This window comes from Olivibacter ginsenosidimutans (assembly GCF_039542865.1).
GTDB classification, from domain to species: Bacteria; Bacteroidota; Bacteroidia; order Sphingobacteriales; family Sphingobacteriaceae; genus Olivibacter; species Olivibacter ginsenosidimutans.
This window is the reverse complement of sequence record NZ_BAABIQ010000044.1, coordinates 132,327-158,413: the sequence shown is the minus strand read 5'-3', so window position 1 is coordinate 158,413 and position 26,087 is coordinate 132,327. Positions and strand designations below refer to the sequence as shown.

Genomic DNA, 26,087 nt, shown 5'->3' with positions numbered 1-26,087 from the left:
CTATGCAAGATTGGATTTATTACGATAGCAAGACAGGTAATGTAGATCGATTTGTGCATAAACTAAAGGCCCAAACAGGATGGTTTGTTCAGCGTATTACTGAAGATTTATCGGTGTCCCAGCCGGGACATCTTATTACATTTACTACTGGGCGGGGTGAGATTCCCGAAAGCACAGCAAAGTTTATGCAGCAGAACGCCACCTTTATCAAATCCGTTTCAGCTAGTGGCAATCGGAATTGGGGATTAAATTTTGGAAGGGCTGCGGATATCGTTTCAACCCTTTACGATCTGCCTGTATTATTTAAGTTTGAACTATCCGGCAGCATGTCAGATGTTCAACAATTTATTAACAAAATAAACGAATATCATGAATACCACGGTAACGAAGAGTCCCATTATTGCTAAAAAATGGATTTTACTCAATAATGAAATCATGACTAAAGACGATGAAGATTTTCGTCTTTATAAAGATAAGGAAGCAGTAAGATCGTACTTCTTGGATTATGTCAATAAAAACACGGTATTCTTTTATACGCTCAAAGAAAAAATCGATTACTTGATCGAAAATAAATACTACGTCAATTTTTATGAGCATTATACTTTTGAACAAATGGAAGCAGTATACGACTTCGTTTATGCGCGTAAGTTTCGTTTCCCTTCGTTCATGAGTGCATTCAAATTTTTCCAAAGCTATGCCTTGCGGGATGACAGTGGAGAGAAATTTTTGGAACGCTACGAAGATCGCGTAGTGTGTGTCTCTCTTTATCTGGCCTCGGGCGATTTAAAACGTGCACTCGAATATGCAGAAATTTTAATTAATCAAGAATACCAACCGGCAACTCCTACTTTCTTGAACGCAGGGAAATTACGTTCGGGTGAATTGGTTTCCTGCTTTTTGGATGAAATCGGTGATAGTTTAAGCGGTATCAGCTATGCGATCGATGAGGCGATGAAACTTTCTTCGATTGGTGGTGGTGTTTCCTTTAACATTTCCAAAGTTAGGGCAAGAGGGGAAGCCATTAAGGGAGTAGAAGGTCGTTCTAGTGGTGTGTTACCGGTTATGAAAATTATGGAAGATACGTTTTCCTATGCTAATCAGCTAGGGCAACGCCCCGGAGCGGGAGCCGTATATCTCAATATTTTCCATACTGATATTGAAGAGTTTCTGGATTGTAAGAAAATTAATGTTGACGAAAAGCTACGTATTAAATCCCTCTCTATTGGAGTGATTATTCCAGATAAATTCATGCAGATTGCAGAGGCGGATGAGGTATGTTATCTTTTCTATCCACATACTGTTTACCAAGAATACGGACAGTACCTGGATGAGATGGATATGACAAGCATGTACGATGAATTGGTGAGCAACGCTAAAGTAAAGAAACGCAAAATCAATGCGCGTCATTTGTTAATTAAAATTGCGCAAACGCAAAAGGAAAGTGGTTATCCCTATCTGTTTTTTAAGGATAATGCCAATCGAGGACATGCGTTAAACGGTATTGGTTCGGTTAAATTCTCTAACCTTTGCACAGAAATCATGCAACTATCCGAAGTCTCTGATATTCGGTCGTATCATGAAGAGGATACCATTCGTTATGGTATTTCCTGTAACTTAGGTTCCTTAAATATTGCGACGACCATGGATAACCGTCGGATTAAGGAGGTAGTCAAAACGGCTATGCGTTCGCTAACGGTAGTATCTGATATTACGGATATCAAGATGGTACCCACTATCCAAAAAGCCAATCGCGAGTTGCATAGCGTTGGTCTGGGTGCCATGAATTTACATGGCTACTTGGCTAAAAATTTCATTACGTATGAAAGTAAAGAAGCATTAGATTTTTGTAATATCTTCTTTATGATGGTCAATTTTTATTCCATTGAATGCTCTATGGAAATTGCCAAAGAACGTGGTACGACATTTAAAGGTTTTGAAAATTCAGCCTATGCTGATGGGACATATTTTGATAAATATGTGGCGCAAGATTTCTTCCCGGTAACAGATAAGGTAAAAGAACTCTTCGAAGGAATCGTTATCCCTGATAAAGCGGCTTGGGAAAACTTAAAACAGCAGGTCATGGAAAATGGGCTATACCATGCCTACCGCATGGCCATAGCTCCAAACCAATCTACTTCTTATATTATGAATGCAACGGCTTCGGTGATGCCGGTAGTAGATACCATAGAAGTAAGGGAATATGGCGATAGCACTACATACTATCCGATGCCGTATTTGAATAACGATAACTATTTCTTTTATAAATCAGCGTATGATATGGATCAAAATAATGTATTGCGGTTGATCTCCGTTATACAGCGCCATGTTGATCAGGGTATCTCTACTATTTTACATACGAATTCAAAAGATACAACCCGAGATTTAGCTAAGTATTACATCTACGCGCACAAAATGGGGTTAAAATCCTTGTATTACACCCGTACCAGAAAAGCATCTATCGACGAGTGTATTTCTTGTTCGGTTTAAACTGCTAGTTGCCAGTTACGCGTTACCAGTTGCGAGTCGTTTATCGAAACTTCGTAATGTAATACCTCATATATAAATAAATATCAATATTGTAAATTATGAGTTGTGTATTATCGCGCAACTCATAACTCATAACGCACAACTCATAATAATAATGAATCAATATAAAGCGGTAAATTGGAATACACCAGAGAATGATTATGTAGGGATGTTCTGGGAGCAGAACATCAGGCAATTTTGGATTGATACGGAATACATCCCATCTAAAGATATGGATGTGTGGAAAAAACTTGCACCAGAAATGCAAGAAACATATAAGAAAGCACTGGGAGGACTAACGTTATTGGATACCTTACAGAGCCATACGGGAATGCCTAAACTATTGGATCATATCGATGGGCTGCAGAGTAAGGCCGTGCTTTCGTACATGTGCATGATGGAAGCTATTCATGCTAAATCGTATTCTACCATATTTACCACGGTTGCTAGTACCCCAGAAATTAATGAGCTTTTCGAATGGGTACAAGAAAATAAATACTTGCAATTTAAAGCGGCTACCATTGATCAATATTACCGGTCGCTCGATAAGAAAAAAGTAACCAACGAAGAGCTATTCATGGCCTTGGCCGCTTCCGTGTTGCTGGAGTCGTTTCTTTTTTATAGTGGATTTTTTATTCCATTATGGTTAGCCGGACAAGGCCAAATGGTTGCCAGCGCAGATATCATTAAAAAAATTGTCGCTGATGAATCCATCCACGGTGTTTTTGTGGGAATGCTTGCGCAAGATATTTATCGAAAATTACCGCATAAAGAAGACGTACGAAAAAAAGTCAATGATTTACTGATGCAGTTGTACGAAAATGAATTAAAATACACAGAGGAAATCTATACCGATGTGGGATTAACCGCAGAAGTTAAGGAGTATGTGCGCTATAACGCTAATAAAGCATTGATGAATTTGGGTTTTGAGGAGCTTTTTGAAGTGAAAGAAGTCAATCCTATCGTATTGAACGGATTGAATCTGGAGACAACACAACATGATTTTTTCTCGAAGAAATCCACAAACTATGAAAAAGCAACACAAGTTAGCCATTTACACGATGAAGATTTTATGCCTGATTTAACGCTACCGGTATAAAGATTGCCCATTCCCATGGATTTAAGATCAAACCTAATAGGGCGATAGTTGTTATATTCATAAAACGTAATTATTTTATCATGGCAACTATTGGAAATAAAGAATATCTTTTAGCGGAAGACGAGTGCATTCCCAACATCGATTTTTCGGAACGTATTATATCTATTGGTACCGGTACCTATATGATTTACAAAGGAGTGCGCGAACTATTTAAAAAACCGCTATTGGCACTTGGACAGGTAGCTATTGGAAGTGCCCTACTATATAGAGGCGCTACAGGAACGTGCGATGTGAAAAAAGTACTGGAAAAAGCCGCGCATCCCGAAAAAGCCGAATTTATATAGATCGAAAACAGATAACGTCCGCCTAAAAAGAGCGGGCGTTTTTTATTGATCACTACTTTCACTTTTCGTTAAGCGTTCATGTTAAGCCTGTTGTTTTCACGTTGGCGATCACGTACAATTTCACAATTAATTAGTGATCGTTAATAATAAACCTTCCGCTTTTGCTTTTTAATTTTTTTACAGCTGCACACCTGCTTTTGGCCTAATGGGTTCAGGTAAAGGAGATTCGCCTAATAATTCCCTCAAGTCTATTTCGATGTTTTTTGCAATTGTGGTAACGGGTGTATCGTTTGCTTTCCCTTCAAAAGGATCTTGGATCTGAATAGCAATTTGCTCAATGATAAGAAAGATAAACGAAATAATAAGCGCCAATATAATGGTTAAATAGCCCAACTCTTTAACCATTGCAAAGGGAATTAAACAGGCAAATGTGTGTACGAGTAACCACGAAAAGTAACCGTAAGGAACGGGGAATGGAGTGTTTTTTATCCGTTCGGCTTTTCCTAATTCATCTGTTAATTGCTGAAGGACCGTTTCCAGTTGAACCAATTGATAAGTTGATAAAGACCCCTGTTCATTAAATAACGTTAATTGTTGTAAGTTCATGGCTAAAAGTGCTTGAGGGATGTGTTTTTTGCTGTTAATCGTTTCGTAATCCGTTACAGACAACAATCTGTTTAAGTGTTCGATTCCTCCTTGCTTTCTCAAATGCTTGCCTAAGGCTTCTACAAAGCCGATCTGCCTGTAAATTAACTGCTTTCCACCCTCAGCGTTTTTCTGCCCCACGAAACTAATGACTTCCCGGGCAAACGTTCGCGAATTATTGACAATCGCACCCCAGATAATCCGTGCTTCCCACCATCTTTTATAAGCTGCATCAACACGGAAGCCCATCAAGATGGAAAGTGCTGTGCCCATAATAGCAATTTCTGTTTCGGGAATAGCGATGCGCCAACCCAATTCTATATAACCAATACAAACGATGATCGATAATAAAAGGTAAATAATAATCCATTTAGCAATGAGTTTAAACATTTGCACTGCCCTAATATTCGTTTCTACAATCATATAGTTAGATAAATTACAGGTATTAACTGAACAAAAAACAGCAAATAATAGGCATTGTTTTAAGCAAGGCACGTTCTCCTGAAATAATATACACGCAATAGGAAATAGTATATAGGAAATTAGGGTAATAAAAAAATTTTATATTAGGTTTGTACGCATATAACGCAAAGCATGATTCAATTTTTAAAAGACAGTACGTTTGCCGTAAATGATGTGATTAACCGCGCTTGGGAGGTGCTAAAAAAACATTATTTTTCTATTGCGGGCCTTTGTCTTTTACTTTTCCTGACCTCCAATGCTTCAGGGGTACTCTCCTTCTACTTTAGAGACGTCAACCTTATTCTCAGTGCCTTTATGCTTATTATCTTTACAACCCTTTATTTTGGTATCCAATTGGCGCTGTTTAAGTATATTTTTCATGTGGTAGATGATGATAAACAGCAGGTTTCTTTACGCGAGACTTGGCCAACGACGAAAGAAATCAGTTACTTTTTCATTGCCATGTTAAGCTTGGTTATGATGGTATTATTAGGTTTTGCCATCTTGGGTATTATTATTATGCCGGTCATCTACATATATCATAATATCAAGCATGGAGTAAATCTATTTGCCATTTTTTCCTTTATCTTTCTAATTAGCTTTATGTTGCGTGTGGCCTTTTATCCTTTTTTTATTATCGATCGGCATGAGAAGCCATTTAAAGCCATTCGCTTGAGTTTTGCTATAACACGGGGCAATTTCTTTAAGTTATTGCTCTTGCTTGTTTTTTTGGCTATCTTACATTTATTGTCTATCTATTTCAACTATCGGGGCTTTCCCATGTTGTCCGCCATGCTCAGCCTCCTGAATTCATTTTTGGTGGTACCGTTATCGAGTGTGGCCGTTGCATTAGCTTATCGGCAGATGATGAAGGATTATAAGGGAGAAGAAGACCCGACATTTATTAAAAATATTATTTGATTGAAGCAAGTATCAACCGTTTAAGAAGCGTATGGGACTAAAAGCTGCATTAAGCAAACCCTTTGCTGCTATTGTGGCGAAGAAAATCAATAAATGGAAATACAACGCGGTAGAAGTACAAGAAAACGTTCGGAAGAGCCTCGTTGAAGCTGCAAAATATACGGCTTTTGGTCGAGATCACGGTTTTTCTAGTATTCGTACCTATGACGATTTTAAAAATCGAGTGCCGCTTAAGGATTACGAAGGTTTACGAACATATATCGAACGGATTTTAGAGGGAGAGCAAGATGTCCTTTGGCCAGGCAAACCACTCTATTTGGCTAAGACTTCCGGTACGACATCAGGCGTAAAATATATCCCCATAACTGCAGACTCCATGCCGGAACATATTACGGCTGCTAGAGATGCTTTATTAAATTACATTCATGAAACAGGCAATACCTCCTTTGTGAATGGTAAAATGATTTTCTTACAGGGGAGTCCGGAAATGAAAGAAAAGAACGGCATAAAAATAGGCCGACTTTCTGGCATTGTGGCACACTATGTTCCAACCTATCTGCAAAAAAATAGGCTTCCAAGTTATACAACCAATTGCATTGACGATTGGGAAACCAAAGTAGATGCCATTGTAGAAGAGACCATCCACGAGGATATGCGTTTAATTTCGGGTATACCACCATGGGTACAAATGTATTTTGAACGGCTCTCGGCAAAAGCAGGTGGTAAGAAAATTAAGGATATATTTAAAAACTTTAGCCTTTTTGTATATGGTGGCGTGAATTTCGAACCCTACCGTGCAAAATTGGAAGAGATGATCGGAAAGCGGGTAGACGCTATTGAGACTTATCCCGCTTCAGAAGGATTTATTGCTTATCAGGATGCACCGCATAAAAAAGGACTGCTCTTGCTCTGTGATGCCGGTATTTTTTATGAATTTATACCAGTAGAGGAGCTCGCTCAGGAAAGGCCTCGTCGCTTAAGCCTAAAAGACGTACAGCTAGACGTAAATTATGCACTGATCTTAAATACGAATGCCGGTTTATGGGGGTATCACATTGGGGATACGATTAAGTTTGTTTCCCTAAATCCTTATCGTATCGTTGTTTCAGGTAGGATTAAACATTTCATTTCTGCTTTTGGTGAACACGTTATCGGAGAAGAGGTAGAGCAGGCACTTATGAGTGTTGCGCATGCCGAACAGGTGGAAGTAACCGAATTTACCGTTGCCCCTCAGGTTAATCCTACAGCCGGTGAATTGCCTTACCATGAATGGTTTATCGAATTTGCTAAACCACCGGTAAACATGGAAACTTTCCGCATGAAAGTTGATCAAGCATTACAGCAAAAGAACGTTTATTATTTTGATTTGATAACCGGTAAAGTATTACAGCCTTTAGTGATTCGATCCATGCAAAAGCATACTTTTGTAAATTATATGCGATCTTTGGGAAAATTAGGAGGGCAAAATAAGTTGCCCCGTTTAGCAAACGATCGGTCAATAGCTGATCAGTTAGAACAATATATTTGTGAATAAGAAAAATATAGCCATACTGGGCGCCACAGGAAGTGTCGGAACGCAAGCATTAGACGTTGTGCGTGCACACCCTGATGCATTTCATATTACGGTACTTACCGCTGGGAGTAATGCCGATCTATTGATCCAACAGGCACTGGAGTTTAAACCGGAATCTGTGGTGATTTCTGATGAACAACAATACCAACGGGTAAAGCAAGGCCTGTCCGGTAGTTCTATTGAAATTTTAGTAGGAGGGGAAGCCTTAATTGAGGTTGTTCAACGACCCAAGGTAGACATCGTATTAACAGCCTTAGTTGGCTTCGCGGGTTTGCGACCCACTGTGGCAGCAATTAAGGCGGGTAAGGATATCGCATTAGCGAATAAAGAGACTTTAGTGGTTGCGGGCGAATGGATAATGGCTTTAGCTCATGAACATCACGTCAATATATTACCCGTAGATTCTGAGCATTCTGCGATTTTTCAATGTTTGGCGGGAGAGGCGGACAATTCAATCGAACGAATTTACCTAACAGCTTCTGGAGGGCCTTTTCGTGGGAAAGATAAATCGTTTTTAGCTTCCGTTACTAAAAAAGAAGCGCTTAAACACCCCAATTGGATAATGGGACAAAAGATTACCATCGACTCCGCTTCTTTAATGAATAAAGGTTTGGAGGTGATTGAAGCAAAATGGCTGTTTTCATTAACCGTAGAGCAGATTAAGGTGGTCGTACACCCACAATCGATCATCCATTCCTTGGTTCAATTCCAAGACGGCTCATTAAAAGCACAAATGGGGCTCCCAGATATGAAACTGCCTATTCAATATGCTTTGAGTTATCCCAGTAGGTTACCAAATGCTTTTGTTCGATTTGATTTTATGGATTACCCACAATTGAATTTTGAGCAACCCGATATGGAAACTTTTGCTAATTTAGCGCTGGCTTATAAGGCTTTGGCTGTTGGAGGAAATATGCCCTGTACCTTAAATGCTGCCAATGAAATTGCTGTGGCAGCATTTTTGAATGACGAAGTCGGTTTTATGGAAATGAGCGATATTATCGGAGAAACCATGGCACATATTCCTTTTATAGAAAGACCTACCTTGAATGATTATATGCATGTGGATGAGGAAGCAAGGAAAATTGCCAGCAAATTAGTAACAAAAAAGAAAAAGGTATATCAAATAGAAAAATAAAGCATGAGTGGATTAGTTATGGCGGGCCAGTTATTGTTGGGCTTGTCTATTTTGATTGTTTTGCATGAGTTAGGACACTTTTTAGCGGCTCGTGCATTTGGGATAAAAGTGGAGAAATTTTATCTATTCTTTGATGCCTGGGGCATGAAACTCTTTAAATTTACGTATAAAGGTTGCGAATACGGGATAGGATGGTTACCGCTAGGAGGCTATGTTAAGATCGCTGGAATGATTGACGAATCGATGGATACCGAGCAATTGAAAGGCGAACCTCAAACTTGGGAATTCCGCTCAAAGCCTGCATGGCAGCGACTTATTGTCATGTTGGCAGGGATTATTGTCAATATTATCTTGGGTATATTTATTTTTTGGATGCTTACGCTTCGTTACGGCGAGACCTTTACCCCAAATGATAAATTAGTAGATGGTTTGGCTCCTGGAACGATCGGAAAAGAGGTAGGCTTACAAGCTGGTGATTTAATCACGGCTATTGACGGAGAGCAAGTTGTACGCTTTGAAGATGTTCGTAGTCCGAAGGTTTTGCTAGGCAACAGTAAATTAACCGTATTAAGAAAAGGTCAAACCATCGATTTAACCGTTCCTGGTGATATTTTAAATGAAATTTCTGATTTAGGAATCGATGAATTTGTATTACCGCGGTTTAGAATAACGCATATTGAACTGGTCGAAAAAGGTGGAGCAGCCGAAAAAGCAGGCCTAAAGGTGGGGGATAGCTTGGTTTCCATTAATCAGCAACCGATCGTCTTTTGGGATCAGATGGCTGATGCGTTACTTGCCAGTAAAAATAAAGATGCACAGATTGTTTATTCACGAGCAGGAAAAATCGATACATTACAAGCTAAAATTAGTCCAGAAGGAAAGCTCGGTATAGGAACAGGAAGAGATCTTAGCCGTATCCCTCAAGAAACACTGAAGTATGGATTTCTGGAGGCACTTCCTATAGGCGCCAGCAAAGCTTGGGGATCTTTGACGGACAATGCTAAGGCTTTGGGTAAAGTGGTTACCGGACAAGTGAAAGCGAATAAAGCATTATCTGGACCTGTCGGAATTGCGCGTATGTTTGGTGCAGAAGTTGATTGGGTAAAGTTCTGGAGTCTGGTAGGTTTATTATCCATGGCTTTAGCTTTAATGAATATATTACCTATTCCGGCATTAGATGGTGGTCATGCATTATTTTTGATCGTCGAGATGATCAAAGGAAAACCGTTGAGTGATAAATTCATGGAAAGAGCACAAATTGTAGGTTTTGTCATCATTGTAGCACTCATGATTTTTGCTCTAGGCAATGACATTATGAAAGCTTTTAGCGACAAATTGCCTTAATGTCCGACCGCCAAATAAATTTTAAAATTTATTTGGCGGTTGTGCTATTAAGCAATATATTTGCGTCCCGTTAGCGCAATAAGCCCAGGTGGCGGAATTGGTAGACGCGCTAGTCTCAAACACTAGTGGGAAACCGTGCCGGTTCGATCCCGGCCCTGGGTACTAACAAGACCTGTTAATCAATTTGATTTCAGGTCTTTTTTCTTTTTCAGGATGTAAAAGAAGATATAATAAATTTTATACTTATTACATACCCAAGAGATCGATCTCCGGCAACATATCTTCAATGGTATGCCCATCCTTTTGTTGACACTTTCTCCTGGTAAGCCTTTAGATGTACCATATCATAGCATCAGTTCAGCAAACGTGGACATACAAACGTATTAATACGAGCATATTAATACATCTTAAGATGAAAAGGTAGACCGCTATGCTGATTGGGATGCCTCCTTCGGCGATAAATGTTTCTTCATTTTGTCTTTAAGGTACTGACGGAATGGGATATCTAGGGTAACCATGATCAGGTAAGCGAGACCGATTAATAGCATAACGGCTACCGGAATAATGATTGCCATATGACCCAAGGCTGGTTTATACCGTTCAACATAACTCATAAAGATCCAGATGAAGGGATAATGAACCATGTAAAGAGGATAAGAAATATTGCCTAGAAATTTACAAATAGCACTCGGTGTACTGTTTACACCAGTACCGGCTCCAAGAGCAATCAGGAATGGAAAATAGAAAATAACTAATAAAGGGTCTATTACCCAGTTTAGTGATTCAGAAAAAGGAATAAAAAAGACAAGAGCTAATAAAGCAGCTAATGGAATAAATCTTAGTTTGGTACGAATAATCCAGTTTGTGCGATAAACCAGCATGCCAGCGAGAAAAGAATAAAAGATACGTATACCCCCACCTATAAAATTGTCGCCGCCCCAACCAACACCCAAATAACCGGAACGATAGGATTCATATCCCAGCAAAAATGCCGCAAGCAAAACTAAGCATCGCAAAATTTTATTAGATTGTTTGAATAGCACCAGTACATAAAAAACATTGGCTATATATTCCCAAAATAATGACCATGTAGGTGGGTTGAGATGAAATAGATTAAAATAGCGCTCAGGTACAAGAGGGTAGGGGATTAGAAAACAGGAACTTAAAAATAAGAGTAGTACTTGAGTCGTTGTAAATTTTGCGTGAAGATTGCTAAAGGGGTCAAATATAAAGGCAAGCAGACCAATTACCGAACAGATAATCACTAATGGGTGCAAGCGGATAAGCCTTAATTTAAGAAATGATGCCGTCCCGATTTGACGTATCTTATTGTCGTAAGCATAGGCAATAACGAAGCCAGATAGGCAGAAGAAAAAATCGACCGCAAGGTAACTGTGTGCAATAAAATTGTCCTTGTAATCGGGGGTCGCGATTTCCATAAAATGGAAAATAACAACCGCGATGGCAGCAATTCCTCTAAGTCCATCTAGAAAGGCATAGTGCTGTTTCGTTTTTAATAAAGAAGGGTTTTGTGTTGTTGCGTACATGCTTGTTTTACGAATCTGATAGCCGAATAATGCTTGCTGTGACACACAGCGCATCTCGGAGAAAGTTGTAAACTTCCTGCAAAAAACAAAGAACGTAGAATAAGGATAGGTTGAGCAATACGGCTGTATCAATTTTTCCAGCATTTGTCTCAATCTATCAACATAATCCAAACACCTTTGTTAATGGTTTTCATCTCTTTTCATAATCTCATAGTAACAAAATAATAGGTTTATTTTATATTATTTATATTTGTTCTAAATAGAAAAGAGCTGGTGCCAGTTCTTGAATATCCAGTACTTTTGCTTGCATAATGCTCAAACGATTTGTTGCTATAGTCTTGCTTATTGCGCTGATTGGTTCTAACTTTTCGCGTTTCTTTATCTATGCTGGATTTGAGCTGAATAAGAAATACATTGCTTCAACACTTTGCGAAAATAGGGATAAGCCATGGATGCATTGTGATGGTAACTGTTATTTCATGAAAAAAATTAAGCAGGCACAGGAAAATGAAAAAGATCAGCAGAAACAATTGCAACGGAATCTTTTTCAAGAAGTCTGCATTATTCATACTATCGAAATTAAATTTGCGAACCGCTTATTGCGGGTAATTAATACACCCTATCCTGCAAAGAAAACAAGAGTGATCGCGAATCCCCTCTTTCATCCACCTAAAATAGCTTAAGTCTCTTTTCTTCTTCATTTTGTGGTATCAACCACGATAGATCTACATATTAGTTAATATCGTTTAAAGCTGTTTAAGCACAGTTTCTGTACAAGGGTCTACACATGTACACGGCCATACGCCGGTATATCTGGATTGGTGTTGATTCTCGTATCCATGAGCTTCCTATGCATGCTTCATGCAGCATTTGGATAAAAGAATGGTTATGCCGAACTGATGCTTTAAAAGGCAAAATAAAATAATAATTGCTACTGATGAAAGTTATTAATATTCTTATTTATATACTACTGCTTATTCCAACAAGTTTTGCCCAGCAACCTACTACGGTTACAGGCAAGGTATACGATGCGGTTACGAAAGAACCTATAGTAGGAGCAACGGTTGCTACGGTACACCATTCGATGACGACCGATGCTGCAGGAAATTTCACCATGGTTACACAAGAGAAAAACCTTAAGGTCTCTTCTGTTGGTTACCAAAGTCGTTCAATAGCTATAACCCGTGCAGCGTTGGCTGTTGCACTCCAACCTACGTATGCAGAACTTCAACGAGTAGTCGTTAGTGCTAATCGTACTGCCGAGAAACGAAGTGAAGCACCTATTGCTATCGCTTCCATTAGCAAGCAAACCATAGAAGATACGAAAGCCCAACGTCTTGATATGCTATTAAATAAAATAAGCGGAGTCAATATGGTTAATCTCGGGAATGAACAGCATGAAATGAGTATCCGACAACCTATGGGTACCAATAATTTGTTTTTATACTTAGAAGATGGCATTCCAATCCGCACCTCAGCTGTGTTTAATCACAATGCACTACTGGAAATGAACATGGCAGCAGCCAAAGGAATAGAAGTCATTAAAGGTCCCTCTTCTGCGTTATATGGAGCAGAAGCAATTGGAGGCGTTGTCAACATAATCACCCAGGCACCCCCAGCTTATACTGCGGGCTATATCAGCACGCAAGCCAATAACCGCGGTTATAAAAGGGTAGATGGCCAGTTAGGTACAACGTCTGGAAAACTTGGTTTTATTGCCAGTGGATATTATGCTGACCAGCATGACGGACCAATAGATTACAGCGATTTTCATAAAAGTGCAGCGACATTCCGGCTCGATTACAAGATCGACCAAAATACCCTTTGGACGAATAGTCTTTCCTACATTGATTATTATAGCGATATGTATGGTGATTTGGATAGTATACATTTCGCTCAAAAAAATTATGCATCGCAAGTTTTTTTTACGTATCGTAAAGTACATGCCTTGAGGGCACGCTCAACTATTAACCACAGCTGGAACAAAAACAGCTCAACCAGTGCAAGCTTCCTATACCGGGATAATTCCGTTATACAAAATCCGGCGTATCAGATCGCTAGTTACCCTATAGGAGGGCTAAACGGTAATCCTGTTTCACAGGATACCGCTACGGGAAACATCAATAAAAACGCTTTCAAATCCTATGGCTTGTCCGTCCAGCACGTGCAGCGATTTAATTTTCTACAAAGTAAACTAGTTATGGGCGTTAATGCAGAACATAGTCCGCAAGCTTATTTTCAAGAGTTCATATGGGTAAAAAAGCATAGCCAAGAGAATTTAGTCTCTTATGTGGGCTATATGCAGGTTAATCCTGATTCGGTTATGGCAAATTATAAAACAGTCATCAGCAATTTCGGCACCTATGCCAATTACGATTTTTCAGTGGCTAAAGGTCTACGGATTTCGGCTGCGTTGCGTTATGATGCCTTTCAATATGCATTTATCAATTTTCTACCCGGATCGGCTGTCAAGGGCGGTCCGTCTACTCTTACCAATTATAGTAAGCTAGCTCCCAAAATTGGTTTTACCTATAATGATCAGGGAATTGGTTTCTACGGAACCTACAGCGAAGGTTATGTGCCTCCACAAATTACCCAAGTATTTGGCAAGTCTGTTAACAGTACATATCTACTGCCGCAAACTTTTCATAATTACGAATTCGGCGGTTGGCTTTCTTTACTACAGGATAAGTTGTATATCGACTACAGTGCCTACTTCATGAAGGGTACCAATGAAATTATTACGGTACGTATGCCAGATAATACATCGCAGGCGCGAAATGCAGGTAAAACCAGACATATCGGTATCGAGTATGGAATCAACTATAGGCCAATTGCCGATATTTATTTTCGGTTAAGTGCTACAAATGCCAAGCACACATTTGTAGACTATGTGGCTAATGGCATTACCTATAACGATAAACAGCTATCTGCAGCCCCGCGCTTTTTTGGCAATGTCGAATTAATGTATAAGCCACATCAATTGCCCGGACTTCGATTGGGGATAGAAGAACAGCATGTAGGGAAATATTTTATGGACGATCTCAATCAATATACCTATGCGGGTTTTGATGTAACTAATGTGCGCATAGGATATCAGTTTTCTGCCATTGAAGTTTGGCTAAATGCCTTAAACGTATTCAATACCTATTATTCTACTTTATCTACGGCTGCTGTTAGCAACGGCATAACGGCCTATAATTATCGCTTGGGCGATCCAAGGGCATTCACCTTGGGGCTTTCTTATCGTTTTGGTAAACAAGATTAGCAATAAACTTAAAAATAATGATGCGTAAAAATATCTATAAATGGCACCGCGTAAGCTCCTTGATTATTGCGATACCTGTTTTACTTTGGGCATTCAGCGGATTTATGCACCCTATTATGACCAATTTCCGACCGGCAGTTAGCACACAAGCTATACCTGTGGAGGCATTGAATAAACATAAAATACCGCTATCTTTACAAGAAGTGTTGGCGCGAAATAAGCTGGATAGCGTTTATAGCGTTCGGCTTATTCATATTGATACCAATTGGTTTTATCAGTTGCGGTTGAACGCTGGCGTGCAGCTCACCTACATCAGTGCAAAAAATGGGCAAATATTGCCCAAAGGTGATTGGCTATACGCCCAATATTTAGCTCGATTTTTTCTGGAAGGTCCTTTATCGAAAGACGTTTCCCACAGGCAAGATACACTGGTTAGGCCTGTAGCACCATCTATGGCCATGGATTGCTGCGGGGAAGCAGCGGCTACGGTACTTCATCATAAACGGGGAGCTCCTATTGCCGGTGTTTCTGCTGTGCATACATTTAACAATGAATATAAAAGCATCTACTGTTTATTACCGGTTTATAAGGTTGCTTTCGATCGGGTAGACCGGATCAGGCTTTATGTAGAAACCGGGCAAGATCGATTTGCCGTGGCATTCGATAAGAACAGGGCTGCGTTTAACGCCTTTTTTAGTTTGGTACACACATGGGGTTGGATTAACTTTTTAGGAAAAGGAAGAGTTTTAGTTGAAATGTTCTTTTGTGGTTTGGCCTTTTTAACGGCACTGATGGGTATCTATATTTTCTGTACTACCCGTAGTAAAAAAGTGCAGGGTAATAAATTGGTTAAAGCAAGACGAAATCATCGCTATACCGCTATTGTCGCTTCCATATTTACCCTGATGTTTTGCTTTAGCGGAGGTTATCATGCTTTTTCCGGACTAAAAGGAGAGGAAAAGACAGTGTATCGGTCGAATCATGCATTTGCGGCATCGGCAGTAACGTTTGATCTTGATCAATTGCAGGATGTTGTTCAAAAACCGATAAGCAATATCGGTTTGGTGCAGATTGACGGACAGTCCTATTGGCAGGTATATGTAGCTGCCAATCAGGAAAGTGCTAAAACCAAAGATCTGATGGCGGAAATGGGAACAGATGCAGCGGAAGTGGTCTATGTGCGTATGCACGATTATGCTATCCTACCAAATGGCGATGAAAAGTATGCACAAGAGTTGGCTACGGCATTTAGCGGGAAAAACCAGCAAGCAATTGTTTCCTGTGCGCCCATTACCCGTTTTACAGATGAATATAACTTTACCGATAAGCGCTTACCGGTTTGGAAAGTCAGCTACTCCGATAATCATCGTGAACGTTTATATATAGAAACCTCAACAGGCGTTCTAGCAAAACGAACCAACGATCTGGAGGTATATGAGGGCTATAGTTTTGCGTTGTTACATAAACATCATTATATGGATTTTTTTGGAAAAACCGTAAGGGATATTAGCACGATGGTAGGAGCAGGGCTTCAAGTACTCATGATTGCCGTGGGCCTCATCCTGTATGTTAGGTGGAGAAATCGCCGCGCATCGTCTGTTGGTAAAAGATAAATGTAGTTATCTCTTATGATTTCTTTTTGCATAAATCAGACGCGGAGACGTGTCCTTGGCTTTTTTGTCTGCGTGTTGGCGTTCTTTTTCTTTTATGATTAATTGGTGCATTTCATGGAGCTTTTTTGCTGCACCATGGACGATCGGCATCGATTCTCCCAACGGAATAAACAACTCCCGATCACCTTTTTCGGTCATTCTGTCGGTAACATGGAACGCATGTAAAATACCGGCGGCATTGTATCGTGGGTCATGAACAGGCTTCAAATCGGTTAACCAACCATTGGTATAGTAGTGCAAGGACATTAATATCATCATGATTGATCCTGTTGGTAGGTTTTTATTGGAGGTATACCGGATGGTATAAGGCTGATGATCCGGTATCTTAAATTCCTGATAATCGATCGTCTGTACCGTATTCTGTCTAAAATCAAATGCAATCGACGTAATTTTTACAGCAGGTATGATTTTACTGTTGCGTTGAACAAAGGCAAAGTCTTTTTCGGTATCACTAATATCCAATTCAAAACGCAGGACGCCTTGCTCATCGACCATTGAAACGGGAGACTTTTTTAATACGCGTTCGAAGGGGGCGTCCAGGTTAAATTGAAAACCTCGTAAATCGGAGAGATGGACATCATGTAGATCCCGTTCACCAATAGACTTTTCCGAATGATGAAGGCATTGACGAATCATACCTGTAAAGCGATAGGCCATTTTACTGTCTGCCTGATCAATGATCATCCCGATGACGCGCCGCATCGTAGCCGAAATCGTACTGGCTAGACCGAACTCATGTCCGGTTAGTTTGGTGGATGTGGTTTGCTTAAATTTTCGTGGTAAACTTTGTACAATTTGCTGCCCTTTACTGCTTCGGTACACCAATGGACCAATTTTCCCGTGTACATGTCCTTTTTTATCATTAATTGCCATCTTACTATTGCTTATGTTTTAATCCCCCTGCCCAAACGGGCTACCAATATATGCCTATTTTCCTACTAAGTCGTAAATATAACGCTAATAAATGAAATATTTAACTAATATCAATCCATATTTTGTATTAAAAATATGGATTGATATTGGACTTACTATGGAGTCACTATGGAGTCACTTAAGAATTGATCATAACTTAATTGCCAATTGGTATGAGGCATGGAAGAGCAAGGACAGGGTTATCAAATGGTAATGTTTATCGGGTTGAAGTATGGATAAATACGCCAATAAAAATCTTTACCCCTTTTGTCTATAAAGCCCAAGCCCGGCCAAGGCAAATGACAAGACATCAATAAGGTGCTATTTTCAGATTCTTCTTTCATGATGTTCTTTCGCGTTGCCACTGCTTGATCAAAATCCGTATCCCATTGTGTACCCCAATCGGGTTTTGAGACCAAAAAAGGCGTATGAAACGTGTCTACAATATGCTTTAAAAACTTTCCGCGTGAATGAATGGTAAAAATGGTGTGTCCCGGTGTATGTCCTTCTGCCAATTCTGGGATTAAACAAGAAAAAAGTTCTTGGCCGTAGTCAAACAACTGTATGCGGTCATTGATTTTTGCCAACATGTTTTTTGCAAAAGATATGTTGAAATCAGCAGCTGATTGGTTTCCCTTAGCATTAGAAAAATCCGGTTTTTCAGACATCCAAAAGTTATATTCCTTTTTTGCTAGGTGGTATGTTGCATGAGGAAAGATGAATTCATCCTCGGCATTGAGAATTCCTCCTATATGATCTATATGTGCATGGGTAATAACAATATCCGTAATATGTTCAGGACTTAAACCTATGGTTTGTAAAGAAGGAATCAGTTTTCCGCCATTTTCGCCAAAATGATGGCCGCTACCTGTATCAAGTAATATTAGCTTATCCTCTTTACGGATTAACATGACATGAATTCCCATTTCCATCTGCTTAGGAGATAAATGAAGTTTACTTAGTTCATTTGTTAACCGTGATTCTTCTGTTCCGGGTGCAAAAGTTGGCTGAATTGATGCTAAGGAAATAATACCATCAGACAAAATATAGGTTTCCAACTCGCCAATAAGCAGTTTCAGGGCTATGTAGGTTTCCCCATTTACAGCATCATGGGTAATGCGTTTAAAACCCATTCGTTCTGTTGACAACAATAAGCTGCCCGTTGCTAACACGCCTGATTTTAAAATTTCTCGTCTGTTCATATCGTTGTTTCTTATCGTACTACAAGGATTGAATGATGTGTTCTAGCGGTAAACGTGATTTCGGATTAATGGATGGCTGATTGGCATCGCTGGGATCCCGATATCCAATAGCAACGGCAAACAGTGTTTTATAATCCTTCAATTGCAGTATGCTATCGTACTCCTCATGTTGAATACCCTCCATAGGTGTGCTGTCAATCTCCATACGCACACAAGCAGAAAGGAAAAATCCAAGAGCTAGGTATACCTGATGTTGCATCCAGTATTTGACTTCGGTTTCTCCCTTTGGTTTTAGAAATTGATTGTAGTAACTGACAGAACCCAGTGGATATTGATGAATTTGCGCTTCAAATTTTTCTACAACGTCAATTGCAGTAAATACCACCAAATGGCTTGCTTCATTGATTTTCTGTTTATTAAAATAGGACGCATTGGCCAGTTCACGTTTTGTTCTTTCGTCTGCTACGAAAATAAATTTCCACGGCTGGCTATTGATGGATGATGGGCTTAACCGTAAAATTTCTTTTAATTCCTGAATTTTTTCATCCGAAATCTTCCTGTTTGGATTATACTTCTTCGTCGTGTACCTGTCTTTTGCAAGGTCTAAAAATCGCATATCTGTACATGTTAAATTATACTATACTTTTTATTGTTGCAAACCTAAGTATAGTATTATACCTTTGCAATAACGGTCAAAAACGATAGTAACAGATGTATAGTATAGACAATAAGCAATATCCTTGCAGTACTAGCCTGACAATGAAATACATAGGTGGAAAATGGAAAGCGGTTATCCTTATTCATTTAATCGAAAAAAAACGGTATAGCGAGTTGAGAAAAGAATGTCCGGTAATAACGGAACGGACATTGAGCCTGCAATTAAAAGAAATGGAAGAAGACGGCCTGATAAAACGCACGGTTTATACGAGCAAACCACCTTTGAAAGTAGATTATGAGTTAACTGAATTTGGCAAAACGCTTATTCCTGTACTCCATACTATTGCCCAATGGGGAAAAGAAACAGCCAAAAACAATAAACGGGTACGCGTGCTAAAGGATAGTACGATATAATAAGTATTCACTACGGGATCATAAATATTCACTACGGGGAAACGCCTCTACCTATTTCCAATATCTTTTTTTTAAAATATTTTAAAAGAATGAACATTCATTTATATTTGAAGAATTATGCGTAATCGGGATGAAAATAAAATAGAACGGATCAAACAAAGCGCTTTGGAGATGATTGTAAAAAATGGATTGGACGCCTTTAGTATTCAAAAATTGGCGAAAACGGTTAGTGTATCTCCTGCCACAATATATATTTATTTTAGAGATAAAGAAGATCTTATTCTCCAGTTGTATCATGAAGTAGGAGAAAATATGATGCGAGAAACGTTAAAAGGTTTTAATCCGGAAATGCATTTTGGAGAAGGATTACGCGTTCAATGGACCAATCGATCAAAGTATTGCATCCAGCATAAAAATGAAATGATCTTTTTAGAACAGATTCGTCACTCTTCTTTGCATGAACAAGCCTCAGCGATGGTAAATGAGCAGTTTCAGTTGGCCATGGGTGAATTTGTGCGAAATGCAATTAGCCGGACTGAAATGCGGCCAGTTGCCACCGAGGTATTTTGGTCAATAGCATTTGCCCCTTTATATAATTTGATTCGTTTCCATGAACGGGGTAGCAGTCTAGGTAGAAAAAAATTTGTTTTCTCTGAGAAAATAATGCTGGAAACACTAGAAATTGTTTTAAAAGGATTAAAACCATAAAAATGTGGGTTGAATTCGATATATTTTTATTGGTTAATCGTCTTTAACGTAGAGATGGTTAAGAGAGAGAGGAGAAGAGAATCGCCTGAAGAATTTAAACGAAAGAGGTGGCCAAAATACAAAACTGGTGCCCTTGCATAAATTTTAAAAAATGAAGCAGCCTTCAGCTCATGCTAGCAAGAAAACGTCTGGTGTTTTTGGATTACTAAAACCATATGCAGGCCTATTAAGTATATTGTTATTATTTGCTTTTTGTAGCAATGCCTTAAATCTTTGGATTCCAAAAATTATCGGTCAGGGAATAGATGCTTATCAAAATCATCACTTTTCATTTAGTGCAACCATTACGGAGTTTGGCATTATTGTATCGGTTATCTTTATATTTACTTATCTGCAAAGTATTTTGCAAACCTACGCCTCAGAAAAGGTAGCCAGGGATTTGCGTAGGCAACTTATTCAAAAGATATCCGGACAAGCATTTGCTTTCATTAAAGAAGCCACACCAGCTAAACTATTGACGAATTTAACGGCAGATGTCGATTCCATTAAACTCTTTGTTGCGCAGGCTATTGTGTCCATTGTTTCTTCTGTGTTCATTATTATCGGAACAACTATCTTGTTGTTAACCATTAATTGGAAACTAGCTTTAGTGGTGATCATGATTATACCCATTATCGGTGGTACATTCTTTCTAGTCTTGCGCAAAGTAAGGGCATTATTTATTCAAAGTAGGGCCGTAATCGATTGGTTAAATCGTATTATAAACGAAAGTATCCTTGGGGCGGCGCTTATTCGGGTGATTAATTCCCAGCAGCTGGAATACCATAAATTTTTAGAGGCAAATACCAAAGCTAAGGGTTTTGGATTGGCTATTCTTCGTTTGTTTGCTGCACTGATACCGATCATTATATTCACAGCTAATTTAGCTGGTTTGGCGATTCTGATGATGGGCGGGCATTTTGTAATTAATGGCCGCATGAGTTTGGGCGATTTTGCTGCATTTAACAGTTATTTGGCTCTTTTAATCTTTCCCATTTTAGTTATTGGTTTTATGAGTAACGTAATTGCCCAGGCTACCGCATCTTATGAACGAATTAATAAGGTAATTGATGCACCTGAGCGTGCCGAAACAGGTTCCCGTACTAGCGCTCTAAAAGGTGAGTTGGAGGTCGCATCCGTTTCGGTTAACTATGGCCAGAAGCCTGTACTTAAAAACGTTTCCTTCCATGTAAAACCCGGAACTAAAACCGCGATTATTGGACCTACTGCTGCGGGAAAGACGCAATTGCTTTATCTGCTGACGGGCTTGATTAAGCCAGACACAGGAAGTATTCTATGGGATGGTTATCCAATGGATAGCTATGACTCAACCTCCTTTTATAATCAAATTGGCTTTGTTTTTCAGGACAGTATTATTTTTAATATGAGTATCCGTGAAAACATTGCGTTCAATGATACGGCTACCGATGCATCGTTGGAAAAAGCCATTGCCACAGCAGAATTGGATGACTTTATTCACCAGTTACCCGATAAACTCAACACCTTGGTATCCGAAAGGGGAACAAGTCTTTCTGGGGGGCAGAAACAGCGCATTATGTTGGCAAGAGCTTTAGCATTGCATCCTAAAATTTTATTACTAGATGATTTTACAGCAAGGGTAGATCAACATACCGAACAGCGAATTGTCCAGAATATCCAGCAAAACTATCCCGATCTTACCTTAATTTCTGTGTCGCAAAAAATAGCTTCAGTAGAAAACTATGACCAACTCATTTTATTAATGGATGGAGAAGTGATTGCGATCGGTAAACACCAGGAACTCATGCAAAGCAGTCCGGAATATGTTCAGATTGCAAATTCACAAAAAAGTACCAGCAACTATGAATTATAACCTCAATAAGCTTGCTGACGACAAAAAGAAGCCGTCGACCATTGCATCTCTTAAACGGCTATTGCAGCTTATAGCCAATGAACGGAGGCCGTTACTGTTGGCACTTATCGTCATTTTAGTCAATTCGGGCTTGAACTTATTAGGGCCTTATTTAATCGGACATACTATTGATACCTATGTGGTTACTAAACGGTACCATGGCGTATTGGTATTTTCCGCCATCCTCCTGAGTATGTATCTCATCGTTTTGTTAACCAGTTACCTACAGACGAAGCTCATGGGGAGTGTTGGCCAGCGTTTATTGTTTACGCTTCGCAATGCGATATTCAATAAGCTGCAACAGTTGCCCGTTGCTTTTTTTAACCAGAACAAAGCCGGAGATTTGATTTCTCGTGTCAATAACGATACCGATAAATTGAATCAATTTTTTTCGCAGGCATTGACCCAGTTTATAAGTAGTATCGCAACCATGACGGGGGCAGGTATTTTTTTGTTGGTCATCCATGTGGAATTGGGCTTAGCAGCATTATGTCCGGCAGCTATTATATTGGTGTTCACTAAAATCATTTCACCTTGGCTAAAGAAAAAAAATGCGGTAAACCTAAAGAGTGTAGGAGGAATGAGCGCGGAAATCCAAGAAAGTTTGGATAACTTTAAGGTCATTGTAGCGTTTAATCGTCGCGATTATTTTAGAAAGCGTTTTGATGAAGCTAATCGTGCCAATTACCGTACAGCCATTCAAGCTGGATTAGCCAACAATATTTTCTTACCGGTTTATAGTTTATTTTCCAGTTTAGCCCAATTAGTTGTGTTAACTTTCGGGATTTACCTGATTAGCAAAGGCCAGTTTACGGTTGGATTGCTTGTGAGTTATCTCGCTTATTGTGTAAGTTTTTATAATCCGCTCCGTCAATTGGCCTCCCTTTGGTCCAGTTTCCAGGTGGCTATGGCTGGATGGGACAGGATTTCACAGATTTTGTCTTTAGAAACCAATCTCACCATTATACAAAAGGAAACATCGACGATGAACAATCCTGTCTTGGAATTTAAGCATGTCCATTTTGCTTATCCTGGCGGAAAGGAGATTCTGCATGACATCAATTTCAGCTTGGAAAGCGGAAAAACCTATGCGTTGGTTGGTCCGACGGGTGGAGGAAAGACAACAGCGGCTTCTTTGATGGCTCGCTTATATGACCCAACGGCAGGAACGGTTTTACTGAATGGAAGAGATATCCGGACTTTTGAAGCAGCAGAACGTTCGCAGAAGATTGGTTTTATTTTACAAGAACCTTTTCTATTTAGTGGTACCGTCAAGGAGAATATACTTTATGGAAATCCGGCCTATCAGGATTATAGTGGGGAACAATTACAAGAGCTGGTTCAGGCAAAGGGATTAGGAGAATTGTTATCGATTTTTGACGGAGGCTTAGAAACGCAAGTATCCTCTAATGGAGACGATCTTAGCTTAGGGCTTAAACAAGTTATTGCCTTTATACGTGCAGTTTTAAGGAATCCAGATGTATTGATTCTAGACGAAGCAACAGCCAATATCGATACGGTTACCGAACAATTGCTGGAGAAAATTTTGCAACAATTACCGCAGGAAACAACCCTCGTGATTATTGCCCATCGATTGAATACAATTGAAAATGCCGATGAAATATTTTTTGTTAATCTTGGAGAAGTAACCAGAGCAGGTTCTTTTAATGAGGCTGTTGAACGGTTGATGCATGGAAAGAGCGCTAGTTAAGCCAGATTATTAGCCATAAAAAAACCTCACTTATGGGAAGTGAGGTAAAAAATCTAGTTTTTTTAATCAACCTAACCTAATTTGTAAAAGAAATAAGTGCCTAGAGGTATAAAGACATATAATGCGAAGTAAATCATTTTTGCAATTACTAAAGAAAAATTTACACCAAATGCCGTTTTCCTTACACCAAAAGTTTTTTTTGGTATTTTTAGACTAATTTTTTTGGGGTTCATGTCCCAATTTCCATGTTGGGAATGGGAAGGAAAAAGCAAAATTCAAAAGTTTTTCCCGTATGCGTCTTTTGGTAAAAAGCCAAATTTCTTTTTGAATGCATGGCTGAAATGATGTGGATACTTGTAGCCCATAGCATAGGCTACTTCAGTGATACTACGGTTACCTTCCTGTAACATTTGAAAAGATTGCTGCATGCGTACATCGTTTAGATAGCCAAATACCGTATTTCCAAACAGTTGTTTAAATCCTTTTTTTAATTTGAAGTCATTCATACCCGCAGTTTCAGCTAATTGCCTTAAGGAATAATTAGCTCCTGGATGTTGATGAATAAGTTCTTTGATATAATGAAATTTGTCAATATCTTCTTTACACAGTCGAAGCGTTGGTGAAACCGGAGTAGCGTCATGGAAAAATTGATCAATTTGCAGATTCAATAACTCAATTACCTTTGCTTCGAGGTAGGTTTTTTTAAATATGCCTTGTAAATTGCAATGCATGATTTCCAAAATTATACGACTCATTGCTGGTGTAATGGCTTTGCTTTGTTGACCAATAAGAATTGGCTGATTGGTTTGAATGGCCTGCCCTAAAGCACCTAAACAGCGGAGATCAGGGCCAAATAACCGTTCAAAATAGGCTGGTGAAAATATGACATCTAAAACTTTTCGCGAATGGGGATAAAAAAGCGTACCATCAACTTCGGGAAGGAATAATAAGGTATGTTTGCCATGCAAAATGTCAATATTTTTGTAGGTAATAGCGACCTTGCTGGTAAATTCTGAATGCCCTTCCAATTCGAATTGCATTTTTAAGAAAGGCTGCTCATGTTTCGTAGGCATGGTAATCGGTGCAGGTAACGTCCAATCCCGGTAAATGAGGCAAACGCCATCCAGTTTAATGACACGATGTTTTGCAATAAGGTACTGGTGGCTAAACTCCATTAGCTCATCACTGAAATCTATTGCCGATAAACGACGTACGGTTTCTGTATGAAAAATCTCCTGAAAGGTTAGGAGTGATATGGGCTTAGTCGTGTACTGCATGTTGCTGAAATACTCCGTATAATGTTCAAATTAATCCTTTATCTGTTATTTTTAAGGCAATAGCCGTTTTACCTTTGCATTATTTATAATAAGTCTTAATACATGATACAAAGGTATACAAAAAGGAAAACGTTTACGAATAAAAATGTATTCATTTACAGCATTAAATATGGATTATTGGGGATATTGTTATTTTTAGGGCAACTAATTAAAGCGCAACAGCAAATGGTTCAGGTAACAGGTAAGGTAAATACTTCTGATGAAGAACCCTTGGCGTATGCCTCCATTTTACTAGAAGATACTCGTTATGGTACGATGTCTGATAAAGAAGGAAAATTTTCCTTTGATGCGCCTGCGGGTCAATATACCTTAATTATAACGTATGCGGGCTTTACGGCTAGAAGTATACCCATAGTTCTGAATGGCGGAGAAGTAAAGGATATGGGGGTTATTGTTATCGAGGCTGCTTCCAATCAATTACGAGAAGTGATTGTGGAGGATATCCAAACAAACAAATTTGCGAATAAGCAAACGGCTACGCCGGCTCGGATGCCGTTGGCTAACTTAGAAAATCCGCAAGCCTACAGTGTCATCAGAAAGGAACTCATGCAAGAACAGGTTGCCATTGATTATAATTCGGCCTTAGTTAGTGTTCCTGGTGCAGTGGTTTCAAATGGTGTAAATGATAGTGGGAATGATATCAGACTCAGAGGTTTTTCATCTCAGGCTACTTAAC

At 39.2% G+C, this 26,087-nt stretch carries 22 protein-coding genes and 1 tRNA gene; 17 read left to right on the top strand and 6 right to left on the bottom strand.

Annotated features, from left to right (window positions below):
* Positions 1 to 2 precede the first annotated feature (2 nt).
* The 4 genes from nrdI to ABD930_RS20205 all read left to right on the top strand — a co-directional run bounded on the left by nrdI (position 3) and on the right by ABD930_RS20205 (position 3,969).
* A complete protein-coding gene (gene nrdI, locus ABD930_RS20220) occupies positions 3 to 407 on the top strand; it encodes a class Ib ribonucleoside-diphosphate reductase assembly flavoprotein NrdI (protein WP_345234786.1) in 405 nt (134 codons plus the stop codon).
* The gene (gene nrdE / locus ABD930_RS20215) at positions 370 to 2,487 is read left to right on the top strand and encodes a class 1b ribonucleoside-diphosphate reductase subunit alpha (protein WP_345234784.1); all 2,118 of its coding nucleotides are present in this window, start codon (positions 370 to 372) and stop codon (positions 2,485 to 2,487) included. Before nrdI ends, nrdE begins: the two co-directional genes overlap by 38 nt.
* A 154-nt stretch (positions 2,488 to 2,641) precedes the next feature.
* Complete coding sequence (gene nrdF / locus ABD930_RS20210) at positions 2,642 to 3,625, top strand: class 1b ribonucleoside-diphosphate reductase subunit beta (RefSeq protein WP_345234781.1); 984 nt, start codon at positions 2,642 to 2,644, stop codon at positions 3,623 to 3,625.
* An 80-nt stretch (positions 3,626 to 3,705) separates the two neighbouring features.
* On the top strand, positions 3,706 to 3,969 hold the full coding sequence (locus tag ABD930_RS20205; protein ID WP_345234779.1) for a YgaP family membrane protein: 264 nt from the start codon (positions 3,706 to 3,708) through the stop codon (positions 3,967 to 3,969).
* Between the two features lie 177 nt (positions 3,970 to 4,146).
* On the opposite strand, the gene ABD930_RS20200 is transcribed toward ABD930_RS20205, so the two are convergent.
* Complete coding sequence (locus ABD930_RS20200; RefSeq protein WP_345234777.1) at positions 4,147 to 5,037, bottom strand: bestrophin family protein; 891 nt, start codon at positions 5,035 to 5,037, stop codon at positions 4,147 to 4,149.
* Positions 5,038 to 5,208: 171 nt separating this feature from the next.
* Here ABD930_RS20200 and ABD930_RS20195 point away from each other — a divergent pair, with 171 nt between their 5' ends.
* From ABD930_RS20195 to ABD930_RS20175, 5 genes are all read left to right on the top strand, one after another.
* A complete protein-coding gene (locus tag ABD930_RS20195; protein ID WP_345234775.1) occupies positions 5,209 to 5,997 on the top strand; it encodes a beta-carotene 15,15'-monooxygenase in 789 nt (262 codons plus the stop codon).
* A 31-nt stretch (positions 5,998 to 6,028) separates the two neighbouring features.
* Positions 6,029 to 7,531 (top strand): GH3 auxin-responsive promoter family protein, encoded by a 1,503-nt coding sequence (locus ABD930_RS20190; RefSeq protein WP_345234773.1) that lies wholly within the window; start codon positions 6,029 to 6,031, stop codon positions 7,529 to 7,531.
* Positions 7,524 to 8,708: a 1-deoxy-D-xylulose-5-phosphate reductoisomerase gene (locus ABD930_RS20185; protein WP_345234771.1), complete on the top strand. Its 1,185-nt coding sequence runs from the start codon at positions 7,524 to 7,526 to the stop codon at positions 8,706 to 8,708. Before ABD930_RS20190 ends, ABD930_RS20185 begins: the two co-directional genes overlap by 8 nt.
* A gap of 3 nt (positions 8,709 to 8,711) precedes the next feature.
* On the top strand, positions 8,712 to 10,052 hold the full coding sequence (rseP, locus tag ABD930_RS20180; protein ID WP_345234769.1) for an RIP metalloprotease RseP: 1,341 nt from the start codon (positions 8,712 to 8,714) through the stop codon (positions 10,050 to 10,052).
* Positions 10,053 to 10,134: 82 nt separating this feature from the next.
* A tRNA-Leu gene (locus ABD930_RS20175) sits at positions 10,135 to 10,214 on the top strand.
* A gap of 266 nt (positions 10,215 to 10,480) precedes the next feature.
* Here ABD930_RS20175 and ABD930_RS20170 read toward each other — a convergent pair.
* Positions 10,481 to 11,599, bottom strand: a complete 1,119-nt coding sequence (locus ABD930_RS20170; RefSeq protein ID WP_345234767.1) for an acyltransferase family protein — start codon at positions 11,597 to 11,599, stop codon at positions 10,481 to 10,483.
* 311 nt (positions 11,600 to 11,910) lie between these two features.
* Here ABD930_RS20170 and ABD930_RS20165 point away from each other — a divergent pair, with 311 nt between their 5' ends.
* The 3 genes from ABD930_RS20165 (at position 11,911) to ABD930_RS20155 (ending at position 16,480) form a co-directional block, all read left to right on the top strand.
* Positions 11,911 to 12,282, top strand: a complete 372-nt coding sequence (locus ABD930_RS20165) for a hypothetical protein (protein WP_345234765.1) — start codon at positions 11,911 to 11,913, stop codon at positions 12,280 to 12,282.
* Between the two features lie 254 nt (positions 12,283 to 12,536).
* Positions 12,537 to 14,867 carry a TonB-dependent receptor gene (locus ABD930_RS20160; protein ID WP_345234763.1) on the top strand — a complete coding sequence of 777 codons (2,331 nt, stop codon included), beginning with the start codon at positions 12,537 to 12,539 and terminating at the stop codon, positions 14,865 to 14,867.
* A gap of 17 nt (positions 14,868 to 14,884) precedes the next feature.
* Entirely contained in the window at positions 14,885 to 16,480 is a 1,596-nt protein-coding gene (locus ABD930_RS20155; protein WP_345234761.1) for a hypothetical protein, read from the top strand.
* A gap of 6 nt (positions 16,481 to 16,486) precedes the next feature.
* Here the strand turns inward: ABD930_RS20155 and ABD930_RS20150 are convergent, their stop codons facing one another.
* The 3 genes from ABD930_RS20150 to ABD930_RS20140 all read right to left on the bottom strand — a co-directional run bounded on the left by ABD930_RS20150 (position 16,487) and on the right by ABD930_RS20140 (position 19,270).
* Positions 16,487 to 17,413, bottom strand: a complete 927-nt coding sequence (locus ABD930_RS20150) for a hypothetical protein (RefSeq protein WP_345234759.1) — start codon at positions 17,411 to 17,413, stop codon at positions 16,487 to 16,489.
* A 242-nt stretch (positions 17,414 to 17,655) separates the two neighbouring features.
* Positions 17,656 to 18,654: an MBL fold metallo-hydrolase gene (locus ABD930_RS20145; protein WP_345234757.1), complete on the bottom strand. Its 999-nt coding sequence runs from the start codon at positions 18,652 to 18,654 to the stop codon at positions 17,656 to 17,658.
* 19 nt (positions 18,655 to 18,673) lie between these two features.
* A complete protein-coding gene (locus tag ABD930_RS20140; protein WP_345234756.1) occupies positions 18,674 to 19,270 on the bottom strand; it encodes a nitroreductase family protein in 597 nt (198 codons plus the stop codon).
* A 95-nt stretch (positions 19,271 to 19,365) separates the two neighbouring features.
* Between ABD930_RS20140 and ABD930_RS20135 the strand changes: the two genes are divergently transcribed.
* The 4 genes from ABD930_RS20135 (at position 19,366) to ABD930_RS20120 (ending at position 24,074) form a co-directional block, all read left to right on the top strand.
* Positions 19,366 to 19,725 carry a winged helix-turn-helix transcriptional regulator gene (locus tag ABD930_RS20135; RefSeq protein ID WP_345234753.1) on the top strand — a complete coding sequence of 120 codons (360 nt, stop codon included), beginning with the start codon at positions 19,366 to 19,368 and terminating at the stop codon, positions 19,723 to 19,725.
* Between the two features lie 117 nt (positions 19,726 to 19,842).
* Positions 19,843 to 20,433 carry a TetR/AcrR family transcriptional regulator gene (locus ABD930_RS20130; protein WP_345234751.1) on the top strand — a complete coding sequence of 197 codons (591 nt, stop codon included), beginning with the start codon at positions 19,843 to 19,845 and terminating at the stop codon, positions 20,431 to 20,433.
* Positions 20,434 to 20,584: 151 nt separating this feature from the next.
* On the top strand, positions 20,585 to 22,324 hold the full coding sequence (locus ABD930_RS20125; protein ID WP_345234749.1) for an ABC transporter ATP-binding protein: 1,740 nt from the start codon (positions 20,585 to 20,587) through the stop codon (positions 22,322 to 22,324).
* Positions 22,314 to 24,074 (top strand): ABC transporter ATP-binding protein, encoded by a 1,761-nt coding sequence (locus tag ABD930_RS20120; RefSeq protein WP_345234746.1) that lies wholly within the window; start codon positions 22,314 to 22,316, stop codon positions 24,072 to 24,074. The genes ABD930_RS20125 and ABD930_RS20120 overlap by 11 nt, the downstream gene beginning before the upstream one ends.
* Positions 24,075 to 24,349: 275 nt before the next feature.
* On the opposite strand, the gene ABD930_RS20115 is transcribed toward ABD930_RS20120, so the two are convergent.
* Positions 24,350 to 25,351 (bottom strand): helix-turn-helix transcriptional regulator, encoded by a 1,002-nt coding sequence (locus ABD930_RS20115; protein WP_345234744.1) that lies wholly within the window; start codon positions 25,349 to 25,351, stop codon positions 24,350 to 24,352.
* Positions 25,352 to 25,453: 102 nt separating this feature from the next.
* Here ABD930_RS20115 and ABD930_RS20110 point away from each other — a divergent pair, with 102 nt between their 5' ends.
* The gene (locus ABD930_RS20110; RefSeq protein WP_345234742.1) at positions 25,454 to 26,086 is read left to right on the top strand and encodes a carboxypeptidase-like regulatory domain-containing protein; all 633 of its coding nucleotides are present in this window, start codon (positions 25,454 to 25,456) and stop codon (positions 26,084 to 26,086) included.
* Position 26,087 lies beyond the last annotated feature (1 nt).